The sequence below is a fragment of the Streptomyces sp. NPDC001220 genome (genome assembly GCF_053597895.1).
On record NZ_JBSFJE010000005.1, the window covers coordinates 196,867 to 221,700 of the forward strand.

Annotated in this window: 22 protein-coding genes; 16 read left to right on the forward strand and 6 right to left on the reverse strand. The window is 71.2% G+C overall.

Annotated features, from left to right (window positions below; translation table 11 throughout):
- The first annotated feature begins 79 nt into the window (after positions 1–79).
- The 9 genes from ACWDGI_RS14345 (at position 80) to ACWDGI_RS14385 (ending at position 8,762) form a co-directional block, all read left to right on the forward strand.
- Positions 80–1,081, forward strand: a complete 1,002-nt coding sequence (locus tag ACWDGI_RS14345) for an FKBP-type peptidyl-prolyl cis-trans isomerase (RefSeq protein WP_450758808.1) — start codon at positions 80–82, stop codon at positions 1,079–1,081.
- A 74-nt stretch (positions 1,082–1,155) separates the two neighbouring features.
- Entirely contained in the window at positions 1,156–1,527 is a 372-nt protein-coding gene (locus ACWDGI_RS14350; RefSeq protein ID WP_360489573.1) for an FKBP-type peptidyl-prolyl cis-trans isomerase, read from the forward strand.
- Between the two features lie 207 nt (positions 1,528–1,734).
- Positions 1,735–2,712 (forward strand): helix-turn-helix transcriptional regulator, encoded by a 978-nt coding sequence (locus tag ACWDGI_RS14355; RefSeq protein ID WP_450758810.1) that lies wholly within the window; start codon positions 1,735–1,737, stop codon positions 2,710–2,712.
- A gap of 19 nt (positions 2,713–2,731) precedes the next feature.
- Positions 2,732–3,754 carry a helix-turn-helix transcriptional regulator gene (locus tag ACWDGI_RS14360; protein ID WP_450758812.1) on the forward strand — a complete coding sequence of 341 codons (1,023 nt, stop codon included), beginning with the start codon at positions 2,732–2,734 and terminating at the stop codon, positions 3,752–3,754.
- An 86-nt stretch (positions 3,755–3,840) separates the two neighbouring features.
- Complete coding sequence (locus ACWDGI_RS14365) at positions 3,841–4,074, forward strand: hypothetical protein (RefSeq protein WP_450759297.1); 234 nt, start codon at positions 3,841–3,843, stop codon at positions 4,072–4,074.
- 10 nt (positions 4,075–4,084) lie between these two features.
- Positions 4,085–4,279: a hypothetical protein gene (locus ACWDGI_RS14370; protein WP_360489569.1), complete on the forward strand. Its 195-nt coding sequence runs from the start codon at positions 4,085–4,087 to the stop codon at positions 4,277–4,279.
- 260 nt (positions 4,280–4,539) lie between these two features.
- On the forward strand, positions 4,540–4,824 hold the full coding sequence (gene tatA, locus ACWDGI_RS14375) for a Sec-independent protein translocase subunit TatA (RefSeq protein WP_360489568.1): 285 nt from the start codon (positions 4,540–4,542) through the stop codon (positions 4,822–4,824).
- Between the two features lie 47 nt (positions 4,825–4,871).
- On the forward strand, positions 4,872–5,816 hold the full coding sequence (gene tatC, locus ACWDGI_RS14380) for a twin-arginine translocase subunit TatC (protein ID WP_450758815.1): 945 nt from the start codon (positions 4,872–4,874) through the stop codon (positions 5,814–5,816).
- A 93-nt stretch (positions 5,817–5,909) separates the two neighbouring features.
- Positions 5,910–8,762 carry a DEAD/DEAH box helicase gene (locus tag ACWDGI_RS14385; protein WP_450759299.1) on the forward strand — a complete coding sequence of 951 codons (2,853 nt, stop codon included), beginning with the start codon at positions 5,910–5,912 and terminating at the stop codon, positions 8,760–8,762.
- 69 nt (positions 8,763–8,831) lie between these two features.
- Here the strand turns inward: ACWDGI_RS14385 and atzF are convergent, their stop codons facing one another.
- From atzF to ACWDGI_RS14405, 4 genes are read right to left on the reverse strand one after another with little or no spacing between them, the layout of a single operon-like run.
- Positions 8,832–10,493 carry an allophanate hydrolase gene (gene atzF / locus ACWDGI_RS14390; protein ID WP_450758817.1) on the reverse strand — a complete coding sequence of 554 codons (1,662 nt, stop codon included), beginning with the start codon at positions 10,491–10,493 and terminating at the stop codon, positions 8,832–8,834.
- A 19-nt stretch (positions 10,494–10,512) separates the two neighbouring features.
- The gene (locus ACWDGI_RS14395) at positions 10,513–14,025 is read right to left on the reverse strand and encodes a 5-oxoprolinase/urea amidolyase family protein (RefSeq protein WP_450758819.1); all 3,513 of its coding nucleotides are present in this window, start codon (positions 14,023–14,025) and stop codon (positions 10,513–10,515) included.
- Positions 14,022–14,624, reverse strand: coding sequence for an urea amidolyase associated protein UAAP2 (locus tag ACWDGI_RS14400; RefSeq protein WP_450758821.1), 603 nt, complete (start codon positions 14,622–14,624; stop codon positions 14,022–14,024). Before ACWDGI_RS14400 ends, ACWDGI_RS14395 begins: the two co-directional genes overlap by 4 nt.
- A complete protein-coding gene (locus ACWDGI_RS14405; RefSeq protein WP_450758823.1) occupies positions 14,621–15,445 on the reverse strand; it encodes an urea amidolyase associated protein UAAP1 in 825 nt (274 codons plus the stop codon). The genes ACWDGI_RS14400 and ACWDGI_RS14405 overlap by 4 nt, the downstream gene beginning before the upstream one ends.
- 185 nt (positions 15,446–15,630) lie before the next feature.
- Between ACWDGI_RS14405 and ACWDGI_RS14410 the strand changes: the two genes are divergently transcribed.
- The 6 genes from ACWDGI_RS14410 to ACWDGI_RS14435 all read left to right on the forward strand — a co-directional run bounded on the left by ACWDGI_RS14410 (position 15,631) and on the right by ACWDGI_RS14435 (position 21,156).
- Positions 15,631–16,257, forward strand: a complete 627-nt coding sequence (locus ACWDGI_RS14410) for a TetR/AcrR family transcriptional regulator (RefSeq protein WP_450758825.1) — start codon at positions 15,631–15,633, stop codon at positions 16,255–16,257.
- Positions 16,258–16,579: 322 nt separating this feature from the next.
- Positions 16,580–18,202, forward strand: coding sequence for a sensor histidine kinase (locus ACWDGI_RS14415; protein ID WP_450758827.1), 1,623 nt, complete (start codon positions 16,580–16,582; stop codon positions 18,200–18,202).
- Positions 18,199–18,606, forward strand: a complete 408-nt coding sequence (locus ACWDGI_RS14420) for a roadblock/LC7 domain-containing protein (RefSeq protein ID WP_046726726.1) — start codon at positions 18,199–18,201, stop codon at positions 18,604–18,606. The genes ACWDGI_RS14415 and ACWDGI_RS14420 overlap by 4 nt, the downstream gene beginning before the upstream one ends.
- Positions 18,603–19,043 carry a DUF742 domain-containing protein gene (locus ACWDGI_RS14425; RefSeq protein WP_450758829.1) on the forward strand — a complete coding sequence of 147 codons (441 nt, stop codon included), beginning with the start codon at positions 18,603–18,605 and terminating at the stop codon, positions 19,041–19,043. Before ACWDGI_RS14420 ends, ACWDGI_RS14425 begins: the two co-directional genes overlap by 4 nt.
- A complete protein-coding gene (locus tag ACWDGI_RS14430; protein ID WP_450758831.1) occupies positions 19,024–19,644 on the forward strand; it encodes a GTP-binding protein in 621 nt (206 codons plus the stop codon). The genes ACWDGI_RS14425 and ACWDGI_RS14430 overlap by 20 nt, the downstream gene beginning before the upstream one ends.
- Positions 19,645–19,665: 21 nt before the next feature.
- Positions 19,666–21,156, forward strand: coding sequence for a cytochrome P450 (locus ACWDGI_RS14435; protein WP_450758833.1), 1,491 nt, complete (start codon positions 19,666–19,668; stop codon positions 21,154–21,156).
- A gap of 5 nt (positions 21,157–21,161) precedes the next feature.
- Here ACWDGI_RS14435 and ACWDGI_RS14440 read toward each other — a convergent pair whose 3' ends face one another.
- Together ACWDGI_RS14440 and ACWDGI_RS14445 are read right to left on the reverse strand one after the other, a co-directional pair.
- Positions 21,162–22,109 carry an RluA family pseudouridine synthase gene (locus ACWDGI_RS14440; RefSeq protein ID WP_450758835.1) on the reverse strand — a complete coding sequence of 316 codons (948 nt, stop codon included), beginning with the start codon at positions 22,107–22,109 and terminating at the stop codon, positions 21,162–21,164.
- Positions 22,110–22,242: 133 nt separating this feature from the next.
- On the reverse strand, positions 22,243–23,772 hold the full coding sequence (locus ACWDGI_RS14445) for an amino acid permease (protein ID WP_450758837.1): 1,530 nt from the start codon (positions 23,770–23,772) through the stop codon (positions 22,243–22,245).
- 233 nt (positions 23,773–24,005) lie between these two features.
- On the opposite strand from ACWDGI_RS14445, the gene ACWDGI_RS14450 reads away from it, so the two are divergent.
- Entirely contained in the window at positions 24,006–24,656 is a 651-nt protein-coding gene (locus ACWDGI_RS14450) for a PadR family transcriptional regulator (protein WP_450758839.1), read from the forward strand.
- Positions 24,657–24,834: the final 178 nt, after the last annotated feature.

Consider the following 24,834-nt stretch of genomic DNA (forward strand, 5'->3'; position numbering starts at 1 on the left):
TTTACCGTACGGCGCCCGTGTCACGTCGTAGAGTTGCGCGCACGCATCTGCAAGATCGACCGATTATGAGGCTGTTTCCGTGCGCCGACGCTCTCTTCTCCTTGCCGCCGTACCCGCAGGACTGGTCACGATCGCCGCGTGCGGCGACGACAAGTCCGCTTCCAGCAAGGCCAGCGCGGCGCCGTCGGGTTCCGCGTCCTCGGTGCCGCCGCCGAAGATCGTGGACGGGCCGTTGCCGGCGATCACGGCGGGTACGAAGTTCGACGAGAAGCCGACGGTGGCCAAGGGGTCCGGGGACCCGTCGAAGGACCTGGCGGTCAAGACGGTGATCGCGGGCAGTGGCAAGACGGTCGCGGAGAACGACTTCATCCAGGCCAACTACCTCGGGCAGATCTGGTCCACGGCGAAGGTCTTCGACGAGTCGTACGACCGTACGCCGCTGCTCATGCAGCTCGCCCAGGGCAGCATCATCGACGGCTGGCGGTACGGGCTGGCCGGGAAGAAGGTCGGCAGCCGGGTCCTGATGGCGGTGCCGCCGACCTGGGGCTACGGCACCGCGGGCAACTCGCAGGCAGGTATCAAGGGCACCGACACGCTGGTGTTCGTGGTGGATGTGCTGAACTCCTTCAACTCCAAGAGCTCCAGCACCGGCAAGGAGGTCGCGCAGAGCGACTCCGCGCTGCCCAAGGTCGGCACCAACACCGACGGGAAGGCTCCGTCGATCGACATTCCCAAGGCCGACCCGCCGAAGACGCTGGTGTCGAACTACGTCCTGGAGGGCGACGGCCCGGAGGTGAAGTCCTCGCAGACGGTCCTGTGCCAGTTCAAGGGCGAGGTCTGGGACAGCGGCAAGGCCTTCGAGCAGACCTACGACAGCGGGCGGCTGGCCCAGTTCGCGGTCGCGCAGATGCAGGAGGTCGTCAAGGGGCTGGCGCAGGGCATCACCGGCAAGAAGGTGGGCAGCCGGCTGCTGATCGTCGTACCGCCGGATCTGGCCTATGGGAACAACCCGCCGAGCGGCGGTGTGGTGAAGAAGGGTTCGACGCTGGTGTTCTCGGTGGACATCCTGGCGGCGATGTAGTCGCGCGGGCGGGAGCCGGGCGGGGATGAAAGACTGTCCAGGTTCCGTGTCGTACACAAGCAGGAGCGAGAGACGTGAGCATCGACAAGCCCGAGATCGACTTCCCGGGCGGCGAGCCCCCGGCCGACCTGGAGATCAAGGACATCTGGGAGGGCGACGGCGAGGTGGCCAAGGCCGGCCAGACCGTCACCGTGCACTACGTGGGTGTCGCGTTCAGCACCGGCGAGGAGTTCGACGCCAGCTGGAACCGGGGCACGCCGTTCCGCTTCCCGCTGGGCGGGGGCCGTGTCATCAAGGGCTGGGACCAGGGTGTGGAGGGCATGAAGGTCGGCGGCCGTCGCCAGCTGACCATCCCGGCCCACCTCGCCTACGGCAACCAGAGCCCGACCCCGCTGATCCAGCCCGGCGAGACGCTGATCTTCGTCGTGGACCTGCTCGGGGTCTGAGCCCCGTGCCTGGTCGGCGCCGTTGCGGCGCTGATCGGTCCCGGTCGGAAACCGGCTGGACGAGGGCCCGCGCCGTGTGCGCGGGCCCTTGTTGTTTGTCGGGTCCTGTCCGTTTCGGTCCCCGTTGTTTGTACTGGCTTTTGCCGTGACAGTCCGGAGCGGTACGGTCATCGGTCAGAAGCACCATAGGGAAGGCGAAGGGCGTCGATGGCCATTGCCAAGGCCGAGCGGCTGATGAACCTGGCGCTGTGCCTGCTGGGGACGAGACGGCCGCTCAGCAAGCGTGAGCTGCGGGACTCCATCGAGGCATACGTCGAGGCATCCGGGCCGGGAAAGGGTGCGGCCGGGTCCGACGACTCCTTCAACCGGATGTTCGAGCGGGACAAGGACGATCTGCGCGAGCTCGGACTGGTGATCGAGACCGTCGAGAACCTGGACGGCGAGGTCGGCTACCTGGCCCGCCGCGACAGCAACCGGCTGCCCCCGATCACGCTGGACGCCGAGGAGGCCGCCGCCCTGGGGCTGGCCGCCAAGGTCTGGCAGCAGGCCCGCCTCGCCGGCGCGGCCAGCGGAGCCCTGCAGAAGCTGCGCGCCGCCGGGCTGCCCGAGGACGTCGACCCGTACGAGGCGCACAGCGCCCTGGAACCGCGCATCCCGGTGCACGAGGCCGCCTTCGAGCCGCTGATGCTGGCCTGCCGCGACCGCCGCCCGGTCCTCTTCGACTACCGCAAGGCCACCGCCGCCCGCCCCGAGCCCCGGCACGTGGAGCCGTGGGCCCTGGAGTGCTGGCGCGGCCACTGGTACCTGGCGGGCTGGGACCGGGACCGGGGTGCCGAGCGGGTCTTCCGGCTGTCCCGGATCACCGGCCGGGTCCGCTCCCGGGGCGCCCGCTTCACCGCGCCCGTCCCGGACGTGGTCACCGTCCGCGAGACCGTCGCGGGCTGGGCCGGTGAGATCGCCGACCGCTCGGCGCTGATCCGGCTGCGCTCCGGTGCCGGCTACCCCCTTCGGGCGAAGGCCTCGGCGGTGCGGGAACTCGGCGACGGCTGGGACGAGTTGGAGATTCCGTACGGGCACGGCCTGGACGCCTGGCTGGTGGAGTTCGGGCCGGACGTGGTGGTCCTGGAGCCGGCCGAGCTGCGTGCGGACGTGGTGGACCGGCTGCGTGCCGTGGCCAAGGGCTGAGGGGGAGCGGAGCAAGACAGTGGCAGGCAAACCGGTCAGGCCCGTGAACGCCATCGACCAGACCCGGCGGATGCTCTCCCTGGTGACCTACCTGCGCGAGCGCCCCGGCGCCCGGATCGCGGACGTCGCCCGTGCCTTCGGCATCACCGAGGACGAGCTGGTCTCCGACCTCGACGTGCTGCCCATGTGCGGCACCAGCTTCCGGGGCGGCGATCTGCTGGACATCGACACCGACGGCGAGCGCATCTGGTGGCACAACGCCGCCGCGCTCGGCGAGGAGGCCGCCGAGCCGCTCCGGCTCGCCGCCGACGAGGCGACCGCGCTGCTGGTGGCCGCCCGCGCGGTGTCCACCCTGCCCGGACTGCGCGAGGGCGACCGGCAGGCGCTGCTGCGGGCCACCGCCAAGGTGGAGACCGCGGCCGGCGAGACGGCCGGCGCCAGCGCCCGGCTGTCGGTGACCTTCGAGTCCGAGGGCGGGGTCTTCGCCGACGTCGACCGGGCGATCTCCGAGCGCCGCAGGCTGTGGATCCGCTACTACTCGCCGGCGCGCGACGAGGTCACCGAGCGCGAGATCGACCCCATCCGCCTGGTCAGCGTCGGCCACACCTACGTGGAGGCCTGGTGCCGCCGCTCCGAGGCCCGGCGCACCTTCCGCCTCGACCGCGTCGCCGAGATCAAGATCCTCGACGAGCCGTCCGCGCCCCCCGAGATCGAGCTGCGCGACCTGTCCGAGGCCCTGGTGCAGCCCGCCGCCGAGGACCCCCAGGTGGTCGTCGAGGTCGGCCCGGCCGGCCGCTGGGTCGCCGAGTACTACCCGCACGACAGCGCGGATGAGCTTCCCGACGGCGGGCTGCGTATCACCCTGCGCACCCCCGATCCGGCCTCCCTGCGCCGGCTGGCACTCAGGCTCGGCGGCGACGGCCGGATCGTGTCACCGCCCGAGCTGGCCGACAGCGCCCGCCGGGCGGCCCGCGAGGCCCTGGCGGCGTACGACGACCATGCGGTGCACGGCGACGAGGAAGGGCAGGCACGAGGGATTTGAACGAGTCTTCGGGGGTTCTGGACGAGTCTTCGGGTTCCGGTGCCGCAGGCGCGAGGGACGTGACGGTCGCGGCCGCGTTCGCCGGGATGAGAAGAGTGGTCCCCGTGGTGTTCAAGGCCGGCTGCCCGGACTGCCGGGGCAGTTTCGAGCTCACCGCGAGCGCCCTGCGGCTGGCCATCGGAGCCACCAGCAAGACCACGTTCTACTCCTTCACCTGCCCCGACTGCGAGGTCCTGGTCCGCAAGCCCGCGGGCGAGCGGATCATCGAGCTGCTCACCGGCGGCGGGGTCAGGACCCTGCGGCTGCACCCCACCGTCTAGGCTCACCCGCATGTTCTGGCCGATGTTCGCGGTAGCTGTGGGTTTCGTGGGTCTCGCCGTGCTCGGTGTGCTCGCCGTCCGGGTCTTCCTGGAGGCACGGCGCCTCGGCGCGCAGGTCACGGACTCCGCACGGCGGATCAACCGGGCCGCCGAGGACCTGGAGCGGGCGGCGGCCGGTGCCGCCCGCGCTGTGGACACCCTCTGAGACCTGCTGTGGAACCGGTGTGAGTAGTGCGCCGTAAGCGGTTTGTGTCACTTCGCCCTGTCACGGTGACCACCCCGGCAGGTACGCTGGCGCTCGCGGGGCGGAGAACGAGGCCCGTACCGCGGACCGGGCGTACGCACGGGGATTGCCTGACGTTTACCCCCGAGCGTTACGATCGCTGTCAGCACGATTACTCGGACACATGTCTGACTGATCGGACAGCACCCCACCCAGCCGCCTCGGTGAGAAGGTAAAGACTTATGTTCGGAAGGCTCGGAGCTCCCGAGATCATTCTCATCCTTGTCGTCGTCATCCTGCTGTTCGGCGCGAAGAAGCTTCCGGACATGGCTCGCTCGCTCGGCAAGTCCGCGCGCATCCTCAAGAGCGAGGCCAAGGCGATGAAGGAAGAGGGCAACACCACCTCCTCCGCCCAGGCGCCCGCCTCCGGCGAGCAGGCCCAGGCCCAGCGCACCATCCAGGCTGCCCCCGGCGACGTGACCAGCTCCCGCCCGGTCAACGAGCCGTCGGACACCACCCAGCGCTGACGCAAGGCCGGTGACCCCCGGCCTGCCGCACGAGATGAGGACGTGGGTTGCCCAAGTCTGCCCGCAAAGAGGAGAAGGATCCCGAGGGGCGGATGCCTCTCGGAGATCACCTTCGTGAGCTCCGCAACCGGCTCGCGAAGGCCATGCTGGCCATCGTCATCGTGACGGTCGTCGCCGCCTTCTTCTACAACGACATCATCAACTTCCTCACCAAGCCGGTCCTCGACTCGGTCGGCTGTGAGCAGGCGTTCGGGGAACTGGCCAGGTCCAAGTCGGACTCGCATCCCTGCGCGCAGATCACCATCAACGGTCTGCTCGCCCCCTTCACGCTGGCCCTCCAGGTCTCGCTGATGGCGGGTGTGGTGTTCGCCTCCCCGGTGTGGCTGTACCAGCTGTGGGCCTTCGTCGCGCCCGGTCTGCACCGGAACGAGAAGAAGTACGCCTACGCGTTCGTCGCCACCGGCGTCCCGCTCTTCTTCGGCGGCGCGTTCTTCGCGTACAAGGTCCTGCCGACCACCGCGAAGGTGCTCCTCCAGTTCACCCCGCACAGCGTGAGCAACCTGCTGCCGCTGGACGACCTGCTCCAGCTGGTCACCCGCATGGTGATCGTCTTCGGGCTCTCCTTCGAGCTGCCGCTGCTGCTGGTCATGCTCAACCTCACCGGCATCGTCACCGGCAAGCGGATGCTCGGCTGGTGGCGGGCGATGATCCTCGGGATCACGGTCTTCGCCGCCGTCGCCACCCCGAGCACCGACCCGCTCTCCATGCTGGCGCTCGCCGGGCCGATCTGGGTGCTGTACTTCGGCGCGGTCCTCTTCTCGCTGCTCAACGACCGGCGCAAGCGCCGCCGCGAGGCCGAGGGCCCCGGCGACGACGAGGCCTCCGACCTCGACCTGACGCCCGACGACATCGGTGAGATCGAGACCGTCTCCGCCAGCCGCGCGCTGCCCGAGACCCCGGAGCGGGTCAACGGCTACGACGACGTGACGTGACCTGACCTGACCGGTCCGTACCGGCCGTCGAGAGGTGCCCGCGCCCCACGGCGCGGGCACCTCTTCGTCGTCCGTCGTCCCATGTTCCGGATAATGATCGTCCTGTTGTCAGTGGGGACCGGTACGCTCGAAAGCACGATGACAGAGGACCTCTCACCGGCCGAGCGGTATGCGGCGGCCCGCAGGCGGGCCGCCGAGCAGGCCACCGCGCTCGCGTCTTTCCGCGAGATGTACGAATTCGGCCTCGACCCCTTCCAGATCGAGGCCTGCCAGGCGCTCGAAGCCGGGAAGGGCGTACTGGTGGCCGCCCCCACCGGCTCCGGCAAGACGATCGTCGGCGAGTTCGCCGTCCACCTCGCCCTGGAGCAGGGCAAGAAGTGCTTCTACACGACACCCATCAAGGCGCTGTCGAACCAGAAGTACGCCGACCTGTGCCGCCGCTACGGCGCGGACAAGGTCGGCCTGCTCACCGGCGACAACAGCGTCAACTCCGACGCCCCCGTGGTCGTGATGACCACCGAGGTGCTGCGGAACATGCTGTACGCGGGCTCCCAGACCCTCCTCGGCCTCGGCTACGTGGTCATGGACGAGGTGCACTACCTCTCGGACCGCTTCCGCGGCGCCGTCTGGGAAGAGGTGATCATCCACCTGCCGGAGTCCGTGACCCTGGTGTCCCTGTCGGCGACCGTGTCCAACGCCGAGGAGTTCGGCGACTGGCTCGACACCGTCCGCGGCGACACCGAGGTCATCGTCTCCGAACACCGGCCCGTCCCGCTGTTCCAGCACGTGCTGGCCGGGCGTCGGATGTACGACCTGTTCGAGGAGGGCGAGGGCCAGAAGAAGGCCGTCAACCCCGACCTCACCCGGCTGGCCCGGATGGAGGCGAGCAGACCCTCCTACCAGGACCGCAGGCGCGGGCGGGCCATGCGCGAGGCCGACCGGGAGCGGGAGCGCCGGCAGCGGTCCCGGGTGTGGACACCGGGGCGCCCCGAGGTCATCGAACGGCTCGACGCCGAAGGCCTGCTGCCCGCCATCACCTTCATCTTCAGCCGCGCCGCCTGCGAAGCCGCCGTCCAGCAGTGCCTGTACGCCGGCCTGCGGCTCAACGACGACGAAGCGCGCGAACAGGTGCGCACCCTCGTCGAGGAACGCACCTCGTCGATCCCGCGCGAGGACCTGCACGTCCTCGGCTACTACGAATGGCTGGAGGGCCTGGAGCGCGGTATCGCCGCCCACCACGCCGGCATGCTCCCGACCTTCAAGGAAGTCGTCGAGGAACTCTTCGTACGCGGCCTGGTGAAGGCCGTGTTCGCCACCGAGACCCTCGCGCTCGGCATCAACATGCCCGCGCGCTCGGTGGTACTGGAGAAGCTCGTCAAGTGGAACGGTGAGCAGCACGCCGACATCACCCCCGGCGAGTACACCCAGCTGACCGGCCGTGCGGGCCGGCGCGGCATCGACATCGAGGGTCATGCCGTGGTGCTGTGGCAGCGGGGGTTCAGCCCCGAGCACCTCGCGGGGCTCGCCGGTACCCGCACCTATCCGCTGCGCTCCAGCTTCAAGCCGTCGTACAACATGGCGGTCAACCTGGTCGAGCAGTTCGGGCGGCACCGGTCGCGAGAACTCCTGGAGACCTCGTTCGCGCAGTTCCAGGCCGACAAGTCGGTCGTCGGCATCTCCCGTCAGGTGCAGCGCAACGAGGAAGGACTCGAAGGCTACAAGGAGTCCATGACCTGCCACCTCGGCGACTTCGAGGAGTACGCCCGGCTGCGGCGCGAGCTGAAGGACCGGGAGACCGAACTCGTCCGGCAGGGCGCGGCCGATCGGCGGGCCGAGGCGGCGGTGGCGCTGGAGAAGCTCAAGCCCGGTGATGTCATCCACGTGCCGACCGGCAAGTACGCCGGTCTCGCGCTGGTCCTGGACCCCGGGCTGCCCGCCGGGCGGTCCAACGGCCATCGTGGCTTCGAGCACCACGACGGGCCGCGGCCGCTGGTGCTGACCGCCGAACGGCAGGTCAAGCGGCTGGCGTCGATGGACTTCCCGGTGCCGGTCGAGGCGTTGGAGCGGATGCGGATCCCCAAGTCCTTCAACCCCCGCTCCCCGCAGTCCCGTCGCGACCTCGCGTCCGCGCTGCGCACCAAGGCCGGGCACATCCCGCCGGAGCGGGCCCGCAAGAAGCGGTCACAGGCCGCCGACGACCGTGAGATCGCACGGCTGCGGACCGCGATCCGGGCGCACCCCTGCCACGGCTGCAACGACCGCGAGGACCACGCCCGTTGGGCCGAGCGGTACCACCGGCTGATGCGGGACACCTCGCAGCTGGAGCGGCGGATCGAGGGCCGGACCAACACCATCGCCCGCACCTTCGACCGGATCGTGGCGCTGCTGACCGAGCTGGACTACCTGCGCGGCGACGAGGTCACCGAACACGGGAAGCGGCTGGCCCGGCTGTACGGCGAACTCGACCTGCTCGCCAGCGAGTGCCTGCGGGCCGGGGTCTGGGAGGGGCTCGGTCCCGCCGAACTGGCCGCGTGCGTCTCGGCGCTGGTCTACGAGGCGCGGGTCGGAGACGACGCGATGGCTCCGAAGCTGCCCTCCGGGAACGCCAAGGCCGCGCTCGGCGAGATGGTGCGGATCTGGGGGCGGCTGGACGCGCTGGAGGAGGAGTTCCGGATCACCCAGACCGAAGGTGTCGGGCAGCGGGAACCGGACCTCGGCTTCGCCTGGGCCGCGTACATGTGGGCCTCGGGTACGGGGCTGGACGAGGTGCTGCGGGAGGCGGAGATGCCGGCCGGGGACTTCGTGCGGTGGTGCAAGCAGGTGATCGACGTGCTCGGGCAGATCGCTGCGGCGGCTCCGATGGAGGGGTCGACCGTGTCGAAGAACGCACGCAAGGCGGTTGATCTGGTGCTGCGGGGGGTTGTGGCCTACTCGTCGGTGGGGTGACGGGCGCGTCGTGGCGGGTGCGGGTGGGTGGGGGCTGGTCGCGCAGTTCCCCGCGCCCCTTGAGGTAAGTCACGCTTCCCGGCGCTCCAGGTACTTCCGCCAGCTGCCGTAGGCCGTGATGTCCTCGGCGCCTTTCAAAGCGCTCGGTTCGCAGAGGAAGCCCGGGACTTGGCTGCCGTCGGCCAGTTCCACGCTGCCCAGCGCCATGGGGCGGGGGAGCGCCGACAACAGGTGGCCCAGGCCCTCGGCCGGGAGGCTCCACACCTCCGTCTCGATCGCCGCCCCGCCCTCGTCCACCCGCACCAGGCCCGGCTTCGGTGGGGTCGTCCGGAGCGCGTGGAGGCGGTACGCCCGTGCCGTCGTCGTGGTGCGGTCCAGTACCGCCCCCAAGGCCAGGAGCTGGGGGTTCAGGGGCTGGCCGGTCAGGTGGGCGCCCACCACCGCCAGGCTCACCCGCGGCTCCAGGGCGCGGGCGATGGTGGCCAGGCGGTCGTCCGTGAAGGCGGGGCCGATCAGCATCACGCCGAACGGCAGACCGTCGGCCTCTCCCGCCGGTACCGCCACCGCCGCCAGGTCGAAGAGGTTCGTGGAGTTGGTGAAGCGGCCCAGGCGGGCGTTGGCGCCCAGCGGGTCGGCCGCGACCTCGGCCAGCGTGGGGTGGCCGGGGGCCGTGGGGAGCAGCAGCGCGTCCGCGTCGGACAGCTCGGCCAGGGCACGGGCACGCAGGGCGGACAGGCGGTCCTGGTCGGTGAAGAGCCGGTGCGCCGGGATGTCGCGAGCCCGGGTGATGATGCCGCTCACCGTGGGGTCGAGGCCTTCGCCGCCGGAGGAGAGCAGCTTGTCGATGAAGGGGCCCACCGCCGTGTAGCGCTCCGCCACGAACGCGCCCTCGTAGAGCATCGCCGCCGCCTCCGTGAAGGGGGTCAGGTCGAGCGGGCGGACCGAGGCGCCCGAGGCGGCGAGGCGCGCGACCGCCTCCTCGTACGCCTCCGCCCAGCCCTCGTCCACTTCGCCGAGCTGGGAGAGCGGCGGGGCCGCGATCCGCCAGGGACCCGGGGCCCGCTGGGGGAGCGGCGGGAGCGTGCGGTCCGGCGGGGACGCCAGGTACGACAGCGCCTGCCCGGCCTCCGGGAGCGTGCGGGCGAACACCGTCACGCAGTCCAGGGAGGCGCAGGCCGGGACCACCCCGGTGGTGGGTAGCAGGCCACGGGTGGGCTTCAGGCCGACGATGCCGTTGAAGGCGGCCGGGATCCGGCCCGAACCGGCCGTGTCCGTGCCGAGCGCGAGGTCGACGATGCCGAGGGCCACCGCCACCGCCGAGCCGGAGCTGGAGCCGCCGCTGATCCGGGTCGGGTCGACGGCGTTGCGGACCGCGCCGTAGGGGGAGCGGGTGCCGACCAGGCCCGTCGCGAACTGGTCGAGGTTGGTCGTGCCGAGCACGAGTGCGCCGGCCGCGCGCAGGCGGGCCACCACCGGGGCGTCGGCCTCCGGCTGGTAGGCGTACGCCGGGCAGCCCGCCGTCGTCGGCAGTCCCCGTACGTCGATGTTGCCCTTGACGGCGAACAGGCGCCCGGCGAGGGGGAGGGGCTCGCCGGCGGCCACCCGCTCGTCGATCGCCCGGGCCTCCGCCTCGGCCTCCTCCCGTGGGCGCAGGTCGATCCAGATCTCGGGGCGGTCGACCGCTTCGATGCGCGCGTAGGCGGCACGGACACGGGAGACGGTGCTGGACATGGTCGGTTGCTCCTGTCGGTCAGTTCGCGGTCGGCGCCAGGACGAGCAGCGCCGTCCCCGCCTCCACCTGGTCGCCGGGCCTCGCCAGGATCTCCGTCACCACGCCGGCCATCGGGGCGTGCACCCTGGACTCCATCTTCATCGCCTCCAGGGCCAGGAGGGTCTGGCCCGTGGTCACCTCGTCGCCCGGGGCCACGTTCAGCTGCCATACGGAGGCCGCGAATTCGGCCTCTATCAGGCGGCCGCCCGGCGGGACGGACACCTCGGCCGGTGCGGTGGACGCGGGTGCCGTCGCCGCCTGGGCCCTCGCGAACTCGCCGGCCGCCTCCCAGGCGTCCCGCTCCGCGCCGAAGGCCTGCTGCTGGCGTGCCCTGAAGTCCCCGATGGCATCGGCGTGTTCGGAGAGGAACTCCTGGTAGGACGCCAGCGAGAAGGTCCCCTCCTCGATGCGTGGCACGAACCTGCCGGAGGTGATGTCGGCCCGCAGGTCGAGGAGTTCGTCGGCGGACACCGGATACCACTTGATGCGGTCGAAGAAGCGCAGCAGCCAGGGCGAGCCCGGCTCGAAGGCGCCGCGTTGCTGCCAGCCCGACCACACCTGGGTCGTACGGCCCACGAACTGGTAGCCGCCCGGGCCCTCCATGCCGTAGATACACAGGTAGGCGCCGCCGATGCCGACGGAGTTCTCGGCGGTCCAGGTGCGGGCCGGGTTGTACTTGGTGGTGACCAGGCGGTGGCGCGGGTCCAGCGGGGTGGCGACCGGGGCGCCCAGGTACACGTCGCCCAGGCCCAGGACCAGGTACTCGGCGTCGAAGACCGTGCGATAGACGTCCTCGACCGAGTCCAGGCCGTTGATCCGGCGGATGAACTCGATGTTCCACGGGCACCAGGGGGCGTCGTCGCGGACCCCCGCCATGTAGCGGGCGATCGCCTCGCGGGTCGCCGGGTCGTCCCAGGAGAGGGGGAGGTGCACCGTGCGGGAGGGCACCACCAGTTCGTCGGTGGGCGGCAGGCCCAGGACGATCTCCCTGACGGTGGCGAGGAGTCCGGCCTGGGTGAGCAGCCTCGGGTCGGTCTGGATCTGGAGCGAGCGGATCCCCGGCGTGAGGTCCGTGACCCCGGGCAGGTCCGCCGCCGTCACGGCCTCCATCAGCGCGTGGACGCGCATCCGCAGGGCCAGGTCCAGCTGCATCGGGCCGAACTCGACCAGCAGGTTGTCGTCGCCGCTGCGCCGGTAGGTCACGTCCCCGTCGCGGGCCAGGACACCGCCGTCGAGGATCTCCGGGCGGGGCGCGCCGGTCACGTCGACCGGGGCGAACCGGACCGTGTCGCCGGGCCGGAGCTGGCCCAGTTTCCAGCGTTCGCCGCTCAGGACGGTCGCCGGGCACACGAACCCGCCGAGGGAGGGGCCGTCGGGGCCGAGCAGGACCGGCATGTCGCCGGTGTAGTCGACGGCGCCGACCGAGTAGGGGGTGTCGTGGATGTTGGAGGGGTGCAGGCCCGCCTCGCCGCCGTCGGCGCGGGCCCAGCGCGGCTTGGGGCCGACCAGCCGGACCCCGGTGCGCGCCGAGTTGAAGTGCACCTTCCACTCGGCCGCGTAGAAGTCACGGATGTCGTCCTCGGTGAAGAACTCCGGTGCCGCGTGCGGGCCTTCGACGGCCCCGATGTGCCAGACGGCGGCGAAGTGCGGCCGCTCGGCGACGGGCCTGCCGTCCGTCACGGCGCCGCCGTGCAGGACGTCACCGGTGCGCAGCGCCCGCCCGCCGTGGCCGCCGAACCGGCCCAGCGTGAAGGTGCTCGCACTGCCCAGGAAGGCCGGCACGTCCAGGCCGCCGCCCGCGAACAGGACGTAGGTGCGCAGGCCGTGTGCGGAAGGGGCGCCGATCTCCAGCAAGCCGCCCGCCGGTACCGTCACCGGCTCCCACTGCGCGACCGGGGCGCCGTCCAGCGTCACCGGGGCCGGGGCGCCGGTCACGCAGACGGTCGTGGCGTGGGTGAAGCGCAGGGACGGGCCCTGGAGGGTGCATTCGAGGCCGGGGGCGCCCTCCGGGTTGCCCAGCGCGCGGTTGCCGAGCCGGAAGGAGCGGTCGTCCATCGGGCCGCACGGGGGCACCCCGACCTGCCAGTAGCCGGTGCGGCCCGGCCAGTCCTGGACCGTGGTGAGGGTACCGGCGGCGACGACCTCGATCCGGGGGGTGGGATCGGTGACCGTGGCGAGGGTCGCCGTCGAGTGGGCGGCGGCCCGGAAGGCCGGTTCGGCGAGCGCGGCGCGCACCAGGCCCAGGTTGGTCTCGATGCCGTCGACACGGGTGCGGGCCAGCGCCTCGTCGAGGGCGCGCAGCGCCCGGTCGCGGTCGGGGCCGTGAGCGATCACCTTCGCGAGCATCGGGTCGTACGACGTCGTCACCTCGGTGCCGGTCTCCACCCAGCCGTCGACGCGCACCCCCTCCGGGAACTCCACCCGGGTCAGCAGGCCGGCGCCGGGCCGGTGGTCGCGGGAGGGGTCCTCGGCGTAGACGCGGGCCTCGACGGCGTGGCCGCGCGGTTCGCCCGGCTCGCGTACGACATCGGACTCGCCCCTGGCCAGGCGCAGCATCCAGGCGACCAGATCGACGCCGTAGATCTCCTCGGTGACCGGATGCTCCACCTGGAGCCGGGTGTTGACCTCCAGGAAGTAGGCCTCCTCGCGGGCCGCGTCGTACACGAACTCGACCGTGCCCGCGGAGCGGTAGCCGACGGCCGCGCACAGGTCACGCGCGGAGGCGGCGAGTTGTGCGCGGACCCGGGCCGGCAGGCCGGGGGCCGGCGCCTCCTCGACCACCTTCTGGTTGCGGCGCTGCAGCGAGCAGTCCCGGTCGCCGAAGGTGACGACCTGGCCGGCGCCGTCGCCGAAGACCTGGACCTCGACATGACGGGCGTCCGCCACCAGGCGTTCCAGGAAGACCCCGGCGGAGGAGAAGGAGGCGGCGGCCACGCGCTGGACGCGGTCCCAGGCGTCGGTCAGTTCGGCAGCCGATCGACATGCCGACATACCGATGCCGCCACCGCCGCCGGTGGCCTTGAGCATCACGGGATAGCCGACGGCGGCCGCCGCGCGGAGGGCCTCGGGCAGGTCGCTGAGGAGCCCGGTCCCCGGTGCGAGGGGCACTCCGGCCGCCTCGGCCGCCGCCCGTGCCGTGTGCTTGGCGCCGAACAGCTCCAGCTGCTCCGGGGTCGGGCCGACGAACACGATCCCGGCCTCCTCGCAGCGCCGGGCGAAATCGGCGTCCTCGGACAGGAAGCCGTACCCCGGGTGGATCGCGCCGGCGCCGGTGTCCTTGGCGGCCTTCAGGACCAGGTCGGCGTCGAGGTACGACTCCTTCGCCGGGGCCGGGCCGAGCCGTACCGCCTCGTCGGCGAGGCGGACATGGGGGGCCGAGCGGTCGGGGTCGGAGTAGACGGCGACCGTGCGCAGGCCCAGTTCCCGGGCGGTGCGGATGACCCGGACGGCTATCTCGCCCCGGTTGGCGACCAGCAGGGTGTCGAAGCTCATCCGGCGGCCCCGATCGTCATCTCCACCGCTGTCGGTTCGAAGCCGTTGCACGGGTTGTTGATCTGCGGGCAGTTGGAGACCAGGACCAGGACGTCCCGTTCGGCCCGCAGCGTCAGCTTCAGGCCGGGAGCCGAGAGGCCGTCGACGATGCCGAGGGTGCCGTCCTTCTCGACCGGTACGTTCATGTACCAGTTGATGTTGGAGACCAGGTCGCGCTTGCCGAGGCCGTGCTTGGCGCCCTCCGCCAGGAAGTTGTCCACGCAGGCGTGCTGCGACCAGGTGTGGTGGCCGTAGCGCAGGGTGTTGGACTCCTTGGAGCAGGCGCCGCCGACCGTGTCGTGCCGGCCGACCTCGTCGGCGACCACCGTCATCAGCGGGGTGTGCTCGTTGGAGAGCAGCACGCTGCCGGTGGTGAGGAAGAGAGAGCCCTGGGCGTGCACGGTGTCGGGGGCGCTGTAGCGGACCGCCGTGTCGTGGGCGTCGTAGACGAGGAAGTCGACGGCCTGGTTGCCGTGCAGGTCGGTGATGGTCAGGGTCTCGCCGTCGCGGACGACGGCGGACCAGGCGGCGCGGGCCGGGACGACGGTGCGCGTGGTCATGCGAGCCCCCTCGCGGCGAGGAATTCGGCGGTGTTCAGGAAGGCGCGGCGGCCCTCGGGGGTGGCGTCCCAGAGCGGGTCGCCGGGGGTGGTGGGCGCGGCCCGCCAGGCCAGGACCTCAAGGGCGGTGCTGACGTAGTCGGGGCGCGGATCGGCCGGGTGCGGGACGTTCGCGACCAGTACGGTCAGGTCCTGCTCGGCGCGGAGGGTGACGCTGCCGCCGGGGCCGGCCGAGCCGGTGAAGTCCAGCGTGCCGTCGTCGCGCACCGCCACGCCCTGGAAGAACGACAGGGACGGCGGCAGATCGCGCGGTTCCAGGCCGTGCTTGGCCGCGGCCAGCTTGAACAGCTCGCGGCCGGCGGGGGAGGGCGACTGCGGGGTGCCGTCGCCGTAGCGGCCGGTGTTGCGGACCAGGGTGGAGGTGCCGCACAGCGCGTCGTGCCGGCCGGAGGTGTCGGCGACGACGGAGGCGAGGACCCGGCCCTGGTCGGAGAGGAGCAGTACGCCCTCGCCGAGGTAGGCGTTCCACTGGACCTTGACCGTGTCGGCGACGTTCAGCCGCTCCCAGGGCCGGTCGGCGACATACAGCAGGAGGTGCGCGCAGGCGTCGCCGTGCGGGTCGGTCAGGCGCAGCTCGGTGCCGCGGGCCAGGACGCGGTGCGTGTAGTTGCCGCCCGCCACCGTCTCGGCCCACACCAGGTGGCCCGCTTCGCAGGGCGGGTCCGGCCAGTCGGCGGCCGGTACGACGGGCATGGCCTCGGCGCGGGTGCCCTCCTGGGCGCGGGCATGCGCCCGGGCTCCGTACGTGGTCGCTGTCGCCATCGCTGACCTCCGGTTCCATGGGCTCGGCGGTGTTTCTGTCGCCCGACAGAAATTAGGGGCGGGCCGGGTCCGGGGCGTTGCCGTGGCGTTCCGGCCCGGTTACCGAGGGCTCACCGGGGGAGCGCGGCCCGGCCGCCGGGCCTCGTGGTGATCGTCGTGCGGTGCCGTGTGCGAGGATCGAACGCATGGGGACGAGCAGTGGCCGCCGGGTCGGCCGGCCGCGGGCGGCGCAGCGGCCGGACAGCGGCCTGGACCCGCGGGCCGAACTGCTCGTGGCCGCGGCCGAGTTGTTCACCACTCGCGGCTACGCGGCCACCACCACCCGGGCGGTCGCCGAGCGGGCGGGCATGCGGCAGGCGTCGATGTACCACTACGTCTCCGGCAAGGAGGAACTCCTCGCCGAGCTGCTCGAGTCCACCGTGACGCCGTCGCTGGACTGTGCGCGGGAGCTGCTCGCCGACGACGTGGCCCCGGCCGAGGAGCGGCTACGGGCGCTGTGCCGGGCCGACGTGGAGCTGCTCTGCACCGGGCCGCACAACCTCGGCGCGCTCTACCTGCTGCCCGAGGTGCACACCGAGCGGTTCGCCGGGTTCCATGCCGTGCGGTCCGAACTCAAGGACGCCTACCGGCAGTTGATCGCCGCGACGGCCGTCGGCGGAGGGCTCGCCAAGGGGGAGCTGGAGCTGCGGACCGACCTCGTCTTCGGGCTGATCGAGGGCGTCATCCTGATCCACCGCTCCGAACCGGAGCGTCCCGTCGACGAGTTCGCCCGCGCCACGGCCGACGCCGCGCTGCGGATCGCGGGGGTCTGAACCCGCCGGAGGTTTCGGCCCGGAGGGCTGTTTCACCCGCCACGGTGAGTCACCGTCGTACGTGCGTACGTCGTGACGCAGCGTGTGCGAACACATGCCGTGCGTGCAAAACGACCGAGGGTACTCCAGTCGTTCGGGCGTTTTCAGGTGCTTGCCGAATATGACACGGCGTTGATCCGGTCGGACTAAGCTCGCCCGCGGCGCACCGAGTTGAGGTGAATTCGTGCGCCTGTTCCCAATCATACGGAAGATCCTGACTGTCCATGAACCTTCCCCCCACGAACTCCCCCGACACCCAGCCGATTCGTCTCAGAAGGCATACATGGTGAGTGTGCAATCGCCTCCCAACGGCCGTGAACTTTCCCTGGCGCGGGTGCTGTTGCTGCCCGCCATACTGATGGCCGTGGCGACCGCCGCAGCCGTCCTCCTGGTGGCGGAGCCCGCCCGGACCGCCGTCGGCGTGTGCGGGGCCGTCGGCATGCTGCTGGTGCTCGCGACGGCGGCGGAAGCGGTGCGCCGCGGCCGTAGGCTCCAGGACGCCAAGGCCGAGCACGCCCGTCACCGTGCGTATCTGGAACAGCGCCTCACCACGAGCGACGAGGAGATCGACCGCCTCGGCAAAGAGGTGTTCCCGACCGCGCTCTACCGGCTGAAGGCCGGCGAGTCCCCCAAAGAGGTGATCCGCCAGGTCTTCGATCTCGACCCCCGGCTGCGTCACGCCCCCGAGTCGCAGCGCCGGCTGATCCGCACCATGCTCGACATCGTCGACGAGGAAGACCTCCAGCGCGACTCCCTGGAGCGCTCGTTCGTCAGCGTCGCCCGGCGCGTCCAGGCCATCGTCCACCAGCAGGCCCACGAACTGCGGGAGATGGAGGAGGACCACGGCCGCAACCCCGAGGTCTTCGACGACCTGCTGCGCATCGACCACGGCACCGCGCTGATCGGACGCCTCGCCGACTCGGTCTCGGTACTCGGCGGCGGCCGCCCCGGTCGTCAGTGGCCCAACCCCGTCGCCCTCTACAGCGTGCTGCGCGGCGCCATGTCCCGGATCCTGGAGTACCGGCGCATCGAACTGCACTCGATCTGCCAGGTCAACATCAAGGGCACCTCGGTCGAACCGCTCATCCACGCGGCCGCCGAACTCCTCGACAACGCCACCCGGTACTCGCCGCCCTCCACCAAGGTGCACGTCACCGCCGTCGAGGTGCAGTCCGGCGTGTGCATCGAGATCGAGGACGCCGGCGTCAGCCTCAACGAGGAGGCCCGCGGCCGCATCGAGGGCATGCTGGAGAAGGCCAAGCAGGGCAAGGACATCCAGGTCCTCGGCGAGAACCCGCGCCTGGGCCTCTCGGTCGTGGGCCGCCTGTGCACGACGTACGACATGGACGTCTCGCTGCGCGCCTCGGCGTACGGCGGTGTCCGGGCCGTCCTCATCGTGCCCAGCGACATGATGACCACCGATCCGGCTCCCGGCATCGCCCACGGCATCGGCGCCACCGGCATCCCGAAGCCCGAACTCGGCGCCCTCGAAGGCCCCAAGCGGCCGCCCAAGAAGCGCCGGCCCACCAGCCCCCGCATCCCCGCCGGTATCTCCATGGAGGACGACGTCCCCGAGGTCACCGAGTGGACCGCGGGCGGCCTGCCGCAGCGGCGCAGCCGGATGAAGATGCCGCTCAGCCAGCGGCTCGCCGAACAGGCCGCCATCGAGCGCGCCGAGCGCGAGGGCAACCCGACCATCTGGTCGCAGCACAAGGAACCCGAGCCGGTGGAGCCGGAGCCCGAGCGCCGTGAACCGGGGCTCTGGGTGGAGGCCTTCTGGGAGGGGCTCAAGAAGAACAACCCGGGGGTCCACCCGACCGACTTCACCCGGAACCCGACCAAGTACCTGCATCTGATCAACGATCCGGCCGGCACCGACGCCGACGACGAGGGGGACCTCAAGTGATCCAGCAGCGAGGCAACTTCGACTGGATGCTCAAGCAACTCGCCGACGGGGTACCGGGCGTCGAGATGATCGTCGTGCTCTCCGCCGACGGACTGCGCATCGCCCGGCACGGCGGCGACCCCGACGCCGCCGACCGGCTCGCCGCGGCCTGCGCGGGCGTGCAGAGCCTGGCCGGTGCCGTCGCCCAGGAACTCCCGATCAGCAACGGCGACATGAACCTCGTCCTGATCGAGATCGACCGCGGCTACTTCTACCTCATGTCCGCCGGCGCCAACGCCTACCTCGCGGTGCTCGCCGACGTGACCTGCGAACCCGGGCGGATGAGCGAGATGATGCGCGACCTCGTCGTCCGCATCGGCGCCCATCTCACCAGTCCGCCCCGGCGGAACGGGCAGACCGTATGACTCCTCCGCAACGCAAACGGCGTCAACCCAGGCCGGAGCACCAGCCGCCACCGCCGCCGCTCCCGCCCACGCCGCCGGCCGCCGAAAGCGGGAGCGGCGGCGAGGAAGGCGACAACAAGAACCCCGAGCGGCTCTACGTCATCAGCGGAGCCGACGGCGCGCGGGCCGAACTCGACCTGGTCACCTTAATCGTGGCGCGCGCCGACCCACCGCCCTCGGTCACACCGGAGCAGGCGGCGCTGCTCCGGCTCTGTCTCGCCCCCCTGTCCGTGGCCGAGCTCTCGGCCTACCTCAAGCTGCCGTTCAGCGCGATGACGGCGCTGATCACCGAGCTGATCACGGCCGAACTGGTGCAGGCGCGCGCCCCGATCGTCCGCCAGGCGCTCCCCGACCGTTCACTTCTCGAAGCGGTGATGCATGGACTTCAAAAGCTCTGAGACGATCCCCGGCCCCCGCACCGAGGATCAGCTGCCGCACACCGCCCAGGCCGCGGTGAAGATCGTGATCGTGGGCGGTTTCGGAGTCGGCAAGACCACCATGGTCGGTTCCGTCAGCGAGATCAGACCGCTGACCACCGAGGAGACCATGACCCAGGCCGGCATCGGGGTCGACGACAACTACGGCTCCGAATCGAAGACCGCCACCACCGTGGCCATGGACTTCGGCCGCATCAGCATCACCGACCAACTGGTCCTCTACCTCTTCGGCACCCCCGGCCAGGAGCGGTTCTGGTTCCTGTGGAACGGCCTGTTCGAAGGCGCCCTCGGGGCGGTCGTGCTCATCGACACCCGGCGCCTGGAAGTCAGCTTCGACGTGATGGGACGCCTGGAGGAACGCGGGGTGCCGTTCGTCGTCGCCGTCAACTCCTTCCCGGACGCTCCCCGTTACCCCATCGAAGAGCTGCGCACCGCCCTGGACCTGTCCCCCGAGATCCCCATCGTGGAGTGCGACGCCCGCCGCCGGGCCTCCAGCCGGGACGTCCTGATGACCCTGGTGCGCTTCCTGCACTCGCTCGCCATGTCCGGCGCGCTCACCTGACCCCCCTTCGGAGCGATCACTGTGACGCCTGAATCCCCCTACCCGGCCGGCCCCAGCACGGACCCGGTCCCACCGCCCGGCTGCCCGGCGCACGACCGCGGACCCGGCGGACTGCAACGGCTCTACGGCGCGGACGCCGACCATCTGGGCGAGCTGTACGAGAAGCTGCGCGAGGAACACGGCGCCGTGGCGCCCGTCCTGCTCCACGACGACGTACCGATCTGGGCGGTCCTCGGACTCACCGAGAACCTCCAGATGGTCCGCACCCCCGCCGTCTACACCCGCGACAGCCGCATCTGGACCCCGCTGCGGGAGGGCATGGTCAAGCCCGACCACCCGCTCATGCCGCACATCGCCTGGCAGCCCATCTGCTCGCACGCCGAGGGCGACGAGCACATGCGGCTGCGCGCGGCCGTCATGGGCGCCATGACCACCATCGACCACCGCAGCATCCGCCGTCTCATCGGCCGCTACACCCAGCTGCTGGTCAACGAGTTCTGCGAGAGAGGCCGCGCCGAACTGGTCTCCCAGTACTCCGAGCACCTGCCGATGGCGGTCATGTGCGAACTGCTCGGCATGCCCGAGGAGTACAACGAGCGGATCGTGGAGGCCACCCGGGACGCTCTCAAGGGCACCGAGACCGCGATCGCCAGCAACGAGTACGTGATGGGCTGCCTGACCCGGCTCACCACCCGCCGCCGGGCCCGGCCCGAGGACGACTTCACCAGCCACCTCGTCACCCACCCCGCCGGACTCAACGACGACGAGGTCGCCCAGCACCTGCGGGTCGTTCTCTACGCCGCCTACGAGACCACCGCCAACCTCCTCGCCAACGCGCTGCGCATGGTCCTCACCGAGCCGGGCTTCCGCGCCCAGCTCAACGGCGGCCAGATGACGGTGCCGGAGGCGATCGAGCAGTCCCTGTGGGACGAACCGCCGTTCAGCACGGTCTTCGCCTACTTCGCCAAGCAGGACACCGAACTCGGCGGCCAGCGCATCCGCAAGGGCGACGGACTGCTGTACGCCCCCGCGCCGGGCAACGTCGACCCGCGGGTCCGCCCCGACCTGAACGCCAACATGCAGGGCAACCGCTCCCACCTGGCCTTCGGCGGCGGCCCGCACGAGTGCCCCGGACAGGACATCGGACGTGCCATCGCGGACGTCGGGGTCGACCAGCTGCTGACCCGGCTGTCCGACATCCAGCTCGACTGCGACGAGGAGGAGCTGCGCTGGCGCGCGTCGATCGCGTCCCGGCACCTGGTGGAACTGCCGGTGCGCTTCGACCCGAAGCCCAAGCAGGACGTGACCCTCATGCCCAGCCCCGCGCTGGTTCCGCCGCAGCGCACGGACTGGCAGGTCGGCACCACCCGCCCGGCAGCACCGGCACCGGCACCGGCCCCCGAGCCGCAGCCCCTGCCCGTGGCACCCCCGCCGGCCGCGGCCGTGGCGCCGGAACCTGCCAGGCCCCGGGGCATCTGGCCGAGGCTGCGCCGCTGGTGGCTCGGCCACTGACCGGCCTAGAGACCGGCCCACTCCTCGTACGACTCCCAGGCCCGCAGCGTCCGCCCGCTGCACAGCCGGTGCTCGACCCCCGTGACCGGATCGGTGAACTCCAGCCTCCGCGCCAGCAGTTGCAGCGGACGCCGGAAGTCACCGGCCGGCACGGGGCCGGTCACCTCGGGATACAGCGGATCGCCGAGGATCGGCACGCCCAACGCGCTCATGTGGACGCGCAGCTGATGGGTCTGCCCGGTGTGCGGGGTGAGCCGGTACCGGCCCAGGTCACCTCTGCGTTCGACCAGTTCGACGAGGGTCTCGGCGTTGGGGTTCCCCTCGATCTCGCGGGCCGCCAGTACCCCACGCTCCTTGAGGATCCGGCTGCGTACGGTCCGGGAAACGGTGAGCGAAGGGTCGTACGGCGCGATCGCCTCGTACTCCTTGCGTACCCGCCGCTCGCTGAACAGCCTCTGGTACGCGCCTCGCTCCGCGGGCCGCACGGTGAACAGCACGAGCCCGGCCGTGAGCCGGTCCAGCCGGTGCGCGGCCCCGAGCGCGGGAATCCCCAACTCCCGCCGCAGCCGGGCGAGGACGGTCTCGGTGACGTGACTGCCGCGGGGTGTGGTGGCGAGGAAGTGCGGCTTGTCGGCGACGACGAGGTGGTCGTCGCGGTGGACGACTTCGAGGGCGAAGGGGACGGGGACCTCGGGGGGCAGGTCGCGGTGGAACCAGAGGTAGTGGCCGGGGGCGTAGGGCGTGTCGGCGGGGACGGGCTGTCCGTCGGCGCCCACCACTAGCCCTGACGCGAGCATGTCCTCGACGACCCCGGGCGCGGCTCCGGAGAGCCGCGCCACGAGGTAGTCACCGACGGTGGCCCAGTCCTCGGAGAAGGGCAACCGCACCCGAACGGGGTCCACCCCTTGGTGCTGGGGGAGGGGAGAGGGCGGGATGCGGGGCTTACGTCTCATTGCAGTCAGCGTATGTGGAGGTGCGTCGAGAAGGGGCACTCCAGGGCCACGGTTGGCGAGGCGTCCCGGCGCTTCCCCCGGAAGGGGCGCGGGGAACTGCGCGACCAGCCACGAACGGCCCGCAGTCGAACGACTACGCCACAGCCTCCGGCACGGCGACCGCCGTTCGGGACTCCGCCCGGACGAGTCGCCAGACCGCACCCACCGCGACCGTCACCGTCAGGAACAACACGGTGAACCACCGGAAGTACCAGTGGCCCCCACTCGGGTCGTACACCGCTCCCCGGGGCCACGCCAGATTCACGCTCATCACCAGCCCGTACAGCAGTGCCACCGCGTTGACCGGCACCCCCCACCGCCCCAGCGAGAACAGCGGCGCCCCGGTCTCGTCCGTGCCCTCGACACGGAACTCCCCCCGCAGCCGCCGCACCAGCAGCGGCCCGGTGACCATCGCGTACGCCAGGTACAGCATCACGATGCACGTCGTCCCGATCGCCAGGAACGCGTCCGGCGACGCGAAGTTGAGCAGCAGCAACGCACCGGCCAGCACCCCCACCGCCACGGCCGGCGCGCCCGGCATGCCCGTACGGGGATTCACCCGCGCCAGGCGCTCGGCGAAGGGAAGCTGCCCGTCCCGTGCCATGGAGAACAGCATCCGAGAGGCCGCGGTCTGGATCGCCAGCGTCGCCACCGCGATGGCCACCACCACGTCGGCCAGCAGCACCCGGCCCACGCCGTCACCGAGGCTGCTGGTCAGGACGTAACTCAGACCGTCCACTCCCAGCCGCCCGTCGGTCAGGCTCGGCGCGGCCAGCAGGCCGCCGAGGACGACCAGGCCGCCCAGCAGCCCGGCCGCCCCCAGCGCCGTGAGGATGGTCCGCGGCGCCGTCCGCCGCGGCTGGTGCGTCTCCTCGCTCATCTCGCCCGCGCTGTCGAAGCCGATCATCACGTAAGCGGCCGTGAACGAACCGACCAGCAGCGCGCCCAGCAGGCCTCCCTCGGCTGCCGTGCCGGTGTGGAACGTGATGCCGGGGGAGCGCTTCGAGTGGGTGAGCAGCAGCACGATGATCAGGACCGCGCCGATGATCTCGGCGGTCACCCCGACCCGGTTGATCACGGACATCACGCGGTTGTCCATGACGTTCACGAGGGTGGTCAGGACCAGCAGGACGACGCCGAGGACGGCCGCGTTGGCGGCGCCGTCGGCGGAGGTCGGCGCCGGGTCCGTGCCGATGAGCTGGAAGCCGGACCAGAGCGCGGGCAGCACCATCTGCAGGGCCAGCGCGGCCGCCGCGACCACCACGATCTGCCCGATCACCATGATCCAGCCGGCGAACCAGCCGAAGGACGGGTTCGACAGGCGTGAGGACCACTGGTAGATCGCGCCCGAGATGGGATAGCGCCCCGCGAGTTCGGCGAAGCAGGCGGCCACCAGCAACTGGCCGACCAGCACGGCCGGCCAGGCCCAGAAGAAGACCGGGCCGCCGAACGCGTAGCCGAAGGCGAAGAACTGGAAGACGGTCGTCAGTACGGAGATGAAGGAGAACCCGGCGGCGAACGAGGCATACCGGCCGAGGCTGCGGTGCAGCTCCTGGCGGTAGCCGAACTCCTCCAGAGAGCGGTCCTCGGACTCCCTCAGGGAGCGGTCGTCGGTGGTCGTCACGGCGGTACCTGCCTGTCAGGGCGGATTTCCTGTCGGGCGACAGAAATTAGGGACGCGCTGTTTCGAAGGCGTCACGCCGGCGTGTCCGGGGCGGGCCCAAGTCCTCACGCCCTTGCGGAGCGGCTTCGGACGCGATACATCGTGTGTATTGACGCCGGTACGTGACTCGCGATATGTTCGGCCACGGATATTCGGTGACGAGGAGACTCTCCGAGAGGGCGGGGTGGGTGTCGATGGCGACCAGACGCCGCAAGCTGGGCAACCCCCTGGCGCTCGCCGTGATGGTGCTGCTCGCCGAGCGGCCGATGCACCCGTACGAGATCGCCCAGACCCTGCGCAGGCGCGGCAAGGACACCAGTCTGAAGATCAACTACGGCTCGCTCTACACCGTCGTGCAGAACCTGGAGAAGCACGGCTTCGTCGAGGTCACCGACGTGGAGCGGCAGGGCAACCGCCCGGAGCGCACGCTGTACGGCATCACCGACGCCGGGCGGGAGGAGGCGACCGAATGGCTCTCGGACCTGGTCGCCGTACCCGCGAAGGAGTACCCCATCTTCGAGGCGGCGCTGTCGCTGCTGGGGGCGCTCCATCCCGACGAGGTCGCCCGGCTGCTGGAGGAGCGGCTCAACTCGCTCGACGTGCAGGCGGCGAGCCTGCGCGGGGTGCTGGACAAGCTGCGCGAGACGCTGCCCCGGCTCTTCGTGATCGAGGCGGAGTACCAGTTGCACATGGTCGAGGCGCAGGCCGACTGGGTCCGCGGCTTCCTGGCGGAGCTGACGGACGGCGGCTTCCCGGGCGTCGTGGACTGGCGGCACTTCCATGAGACGGGGGAGATACCCGAGGAGTACCTGAAGCTGGAGGCCGAGTTCGAGCAGAAGCAATGACGAACAGACCCCGGCAGGGCTGTTGCAGCAGCCCGGCCGGGGTCTCGAACCCCGAACCGAACCCGCCGTGCGGCGGCTCCGGGCCATCGAGGTGCGGCACACCCAGGATAGCCCGGCGCTCATCGCGCGGATCATTCGCGACCACCCGCGACCCTTCGCGATTTCCCCAGGAGAGCAG

Bases quoted from the DNA above. Each gene is read 5' to 3' on its own strand.
- ACWDGI_RS14440 (WP_450758835.1), bottom strand. From the start codon at position 22,109: ATGAGACGTAAGCCCCGCATCCCGCCCTCTCCCCTCCCCCAGCACCAA.
- ACWDGI_RS14400 (WP_450758821.1), bottom strand. From the start codon at position 14,624: ATGACCACGCGCACCGTCGTCCCGGCCCGCGCCGCCTGGTCCGCCGTC.
- ACWDGI_RS14405 (WP_450758823.1), bottom strand. From the start codon at position 15,445: ATGGCGACAGCGACCACGTACGGAGCCCGGGCGCATGCCCGCGCCCAG.
- tatA (WP_360489568.1), top strand. From the start codon at position 4,540: ATGTTCGGAAGGCTCGGAGCTCCCGAGATCATTCTCATCCTTGTCGTC.
- ACWDGI_RS14430 (WP_450758831.1), top strand. From the start codon at position 19,024: ATGGACTTCAAAAGCTCTGAGACGATCCCCGGCCCCCGCACCGAGGAT.
- ACWDGI_RS14385 (WP_450759299.1), top strand. From the start codon at position 5,910: ATGATCGTCCTGTTGTCAGTGGGGACCGGTACGCTCGAAAGCACGATG.
- ACWDGI_RS14370 (WP_360489569.1), top strand. From the start codon at position 4,085: ATGTTCTGGCCGATGTTCGCGGTAGCTGTGGGTTTCGTGGGTCTCGCC.
- ACWDGI_RS14425 (WP_450758829.1), top strand. From the start codon at position 18,603: ATGACTCCTCCGCAACGCAAACGGCGTCAACCCAGGCCGGAGCACCAG.
- ACWDGI_RS14355 (WP_450758810.1), top strand. From the start codon at position 1,735: ATGGCCATTGCCAAGGCCGAGCGGCTGATGAACCTGGCGCTGTGCCTG.
- atzF (WP_450758817.1), bottom strand. From the start codon at position 10,493: ATGTCCAGCACCGTCTCCCGTGTCCGTGCCGCCTACGCGCGCATCGAA.
- ACWDGI_RS14450 (WP_450758839.1), top strand. From the start codon at position 24,006: ATGGCGACCAGACGCCGCAAGCTGGGCAACCCCCTGGCGCTCGCCGTG.
- ACWDGI_RS14365 (WP_450759297.1), top strand. From the start codon at position 3,841: ATGAGAAGAGTGGTCCCCGTGGTGTTCAAGGCCGGCTGCCCGGACTGC.
- ACWDGI_RS14410 (WP_450758825.1), top strand. From the start codon at position 15,631: ATGGGGACGAGCAGTGGCCGCCGGGTCGGCCGGCCGCGGGCGGCGCAG.
- ACWDGI_RS14415 (WP_450758827.1), top strand. From the start codon at position 16,580: ATGGTGAGTGTGCAATCGCCTCCCAACGGCCGTGAACTTTCCCTGGCG.
- ACWDGI_RS14395 (WP_450758819.1), bottom strand. From the start codon at position 14,025: ATGAGCTTCGACACCCTGCTGGTCGCCAACCGGGGCGAGATAGCCGTC.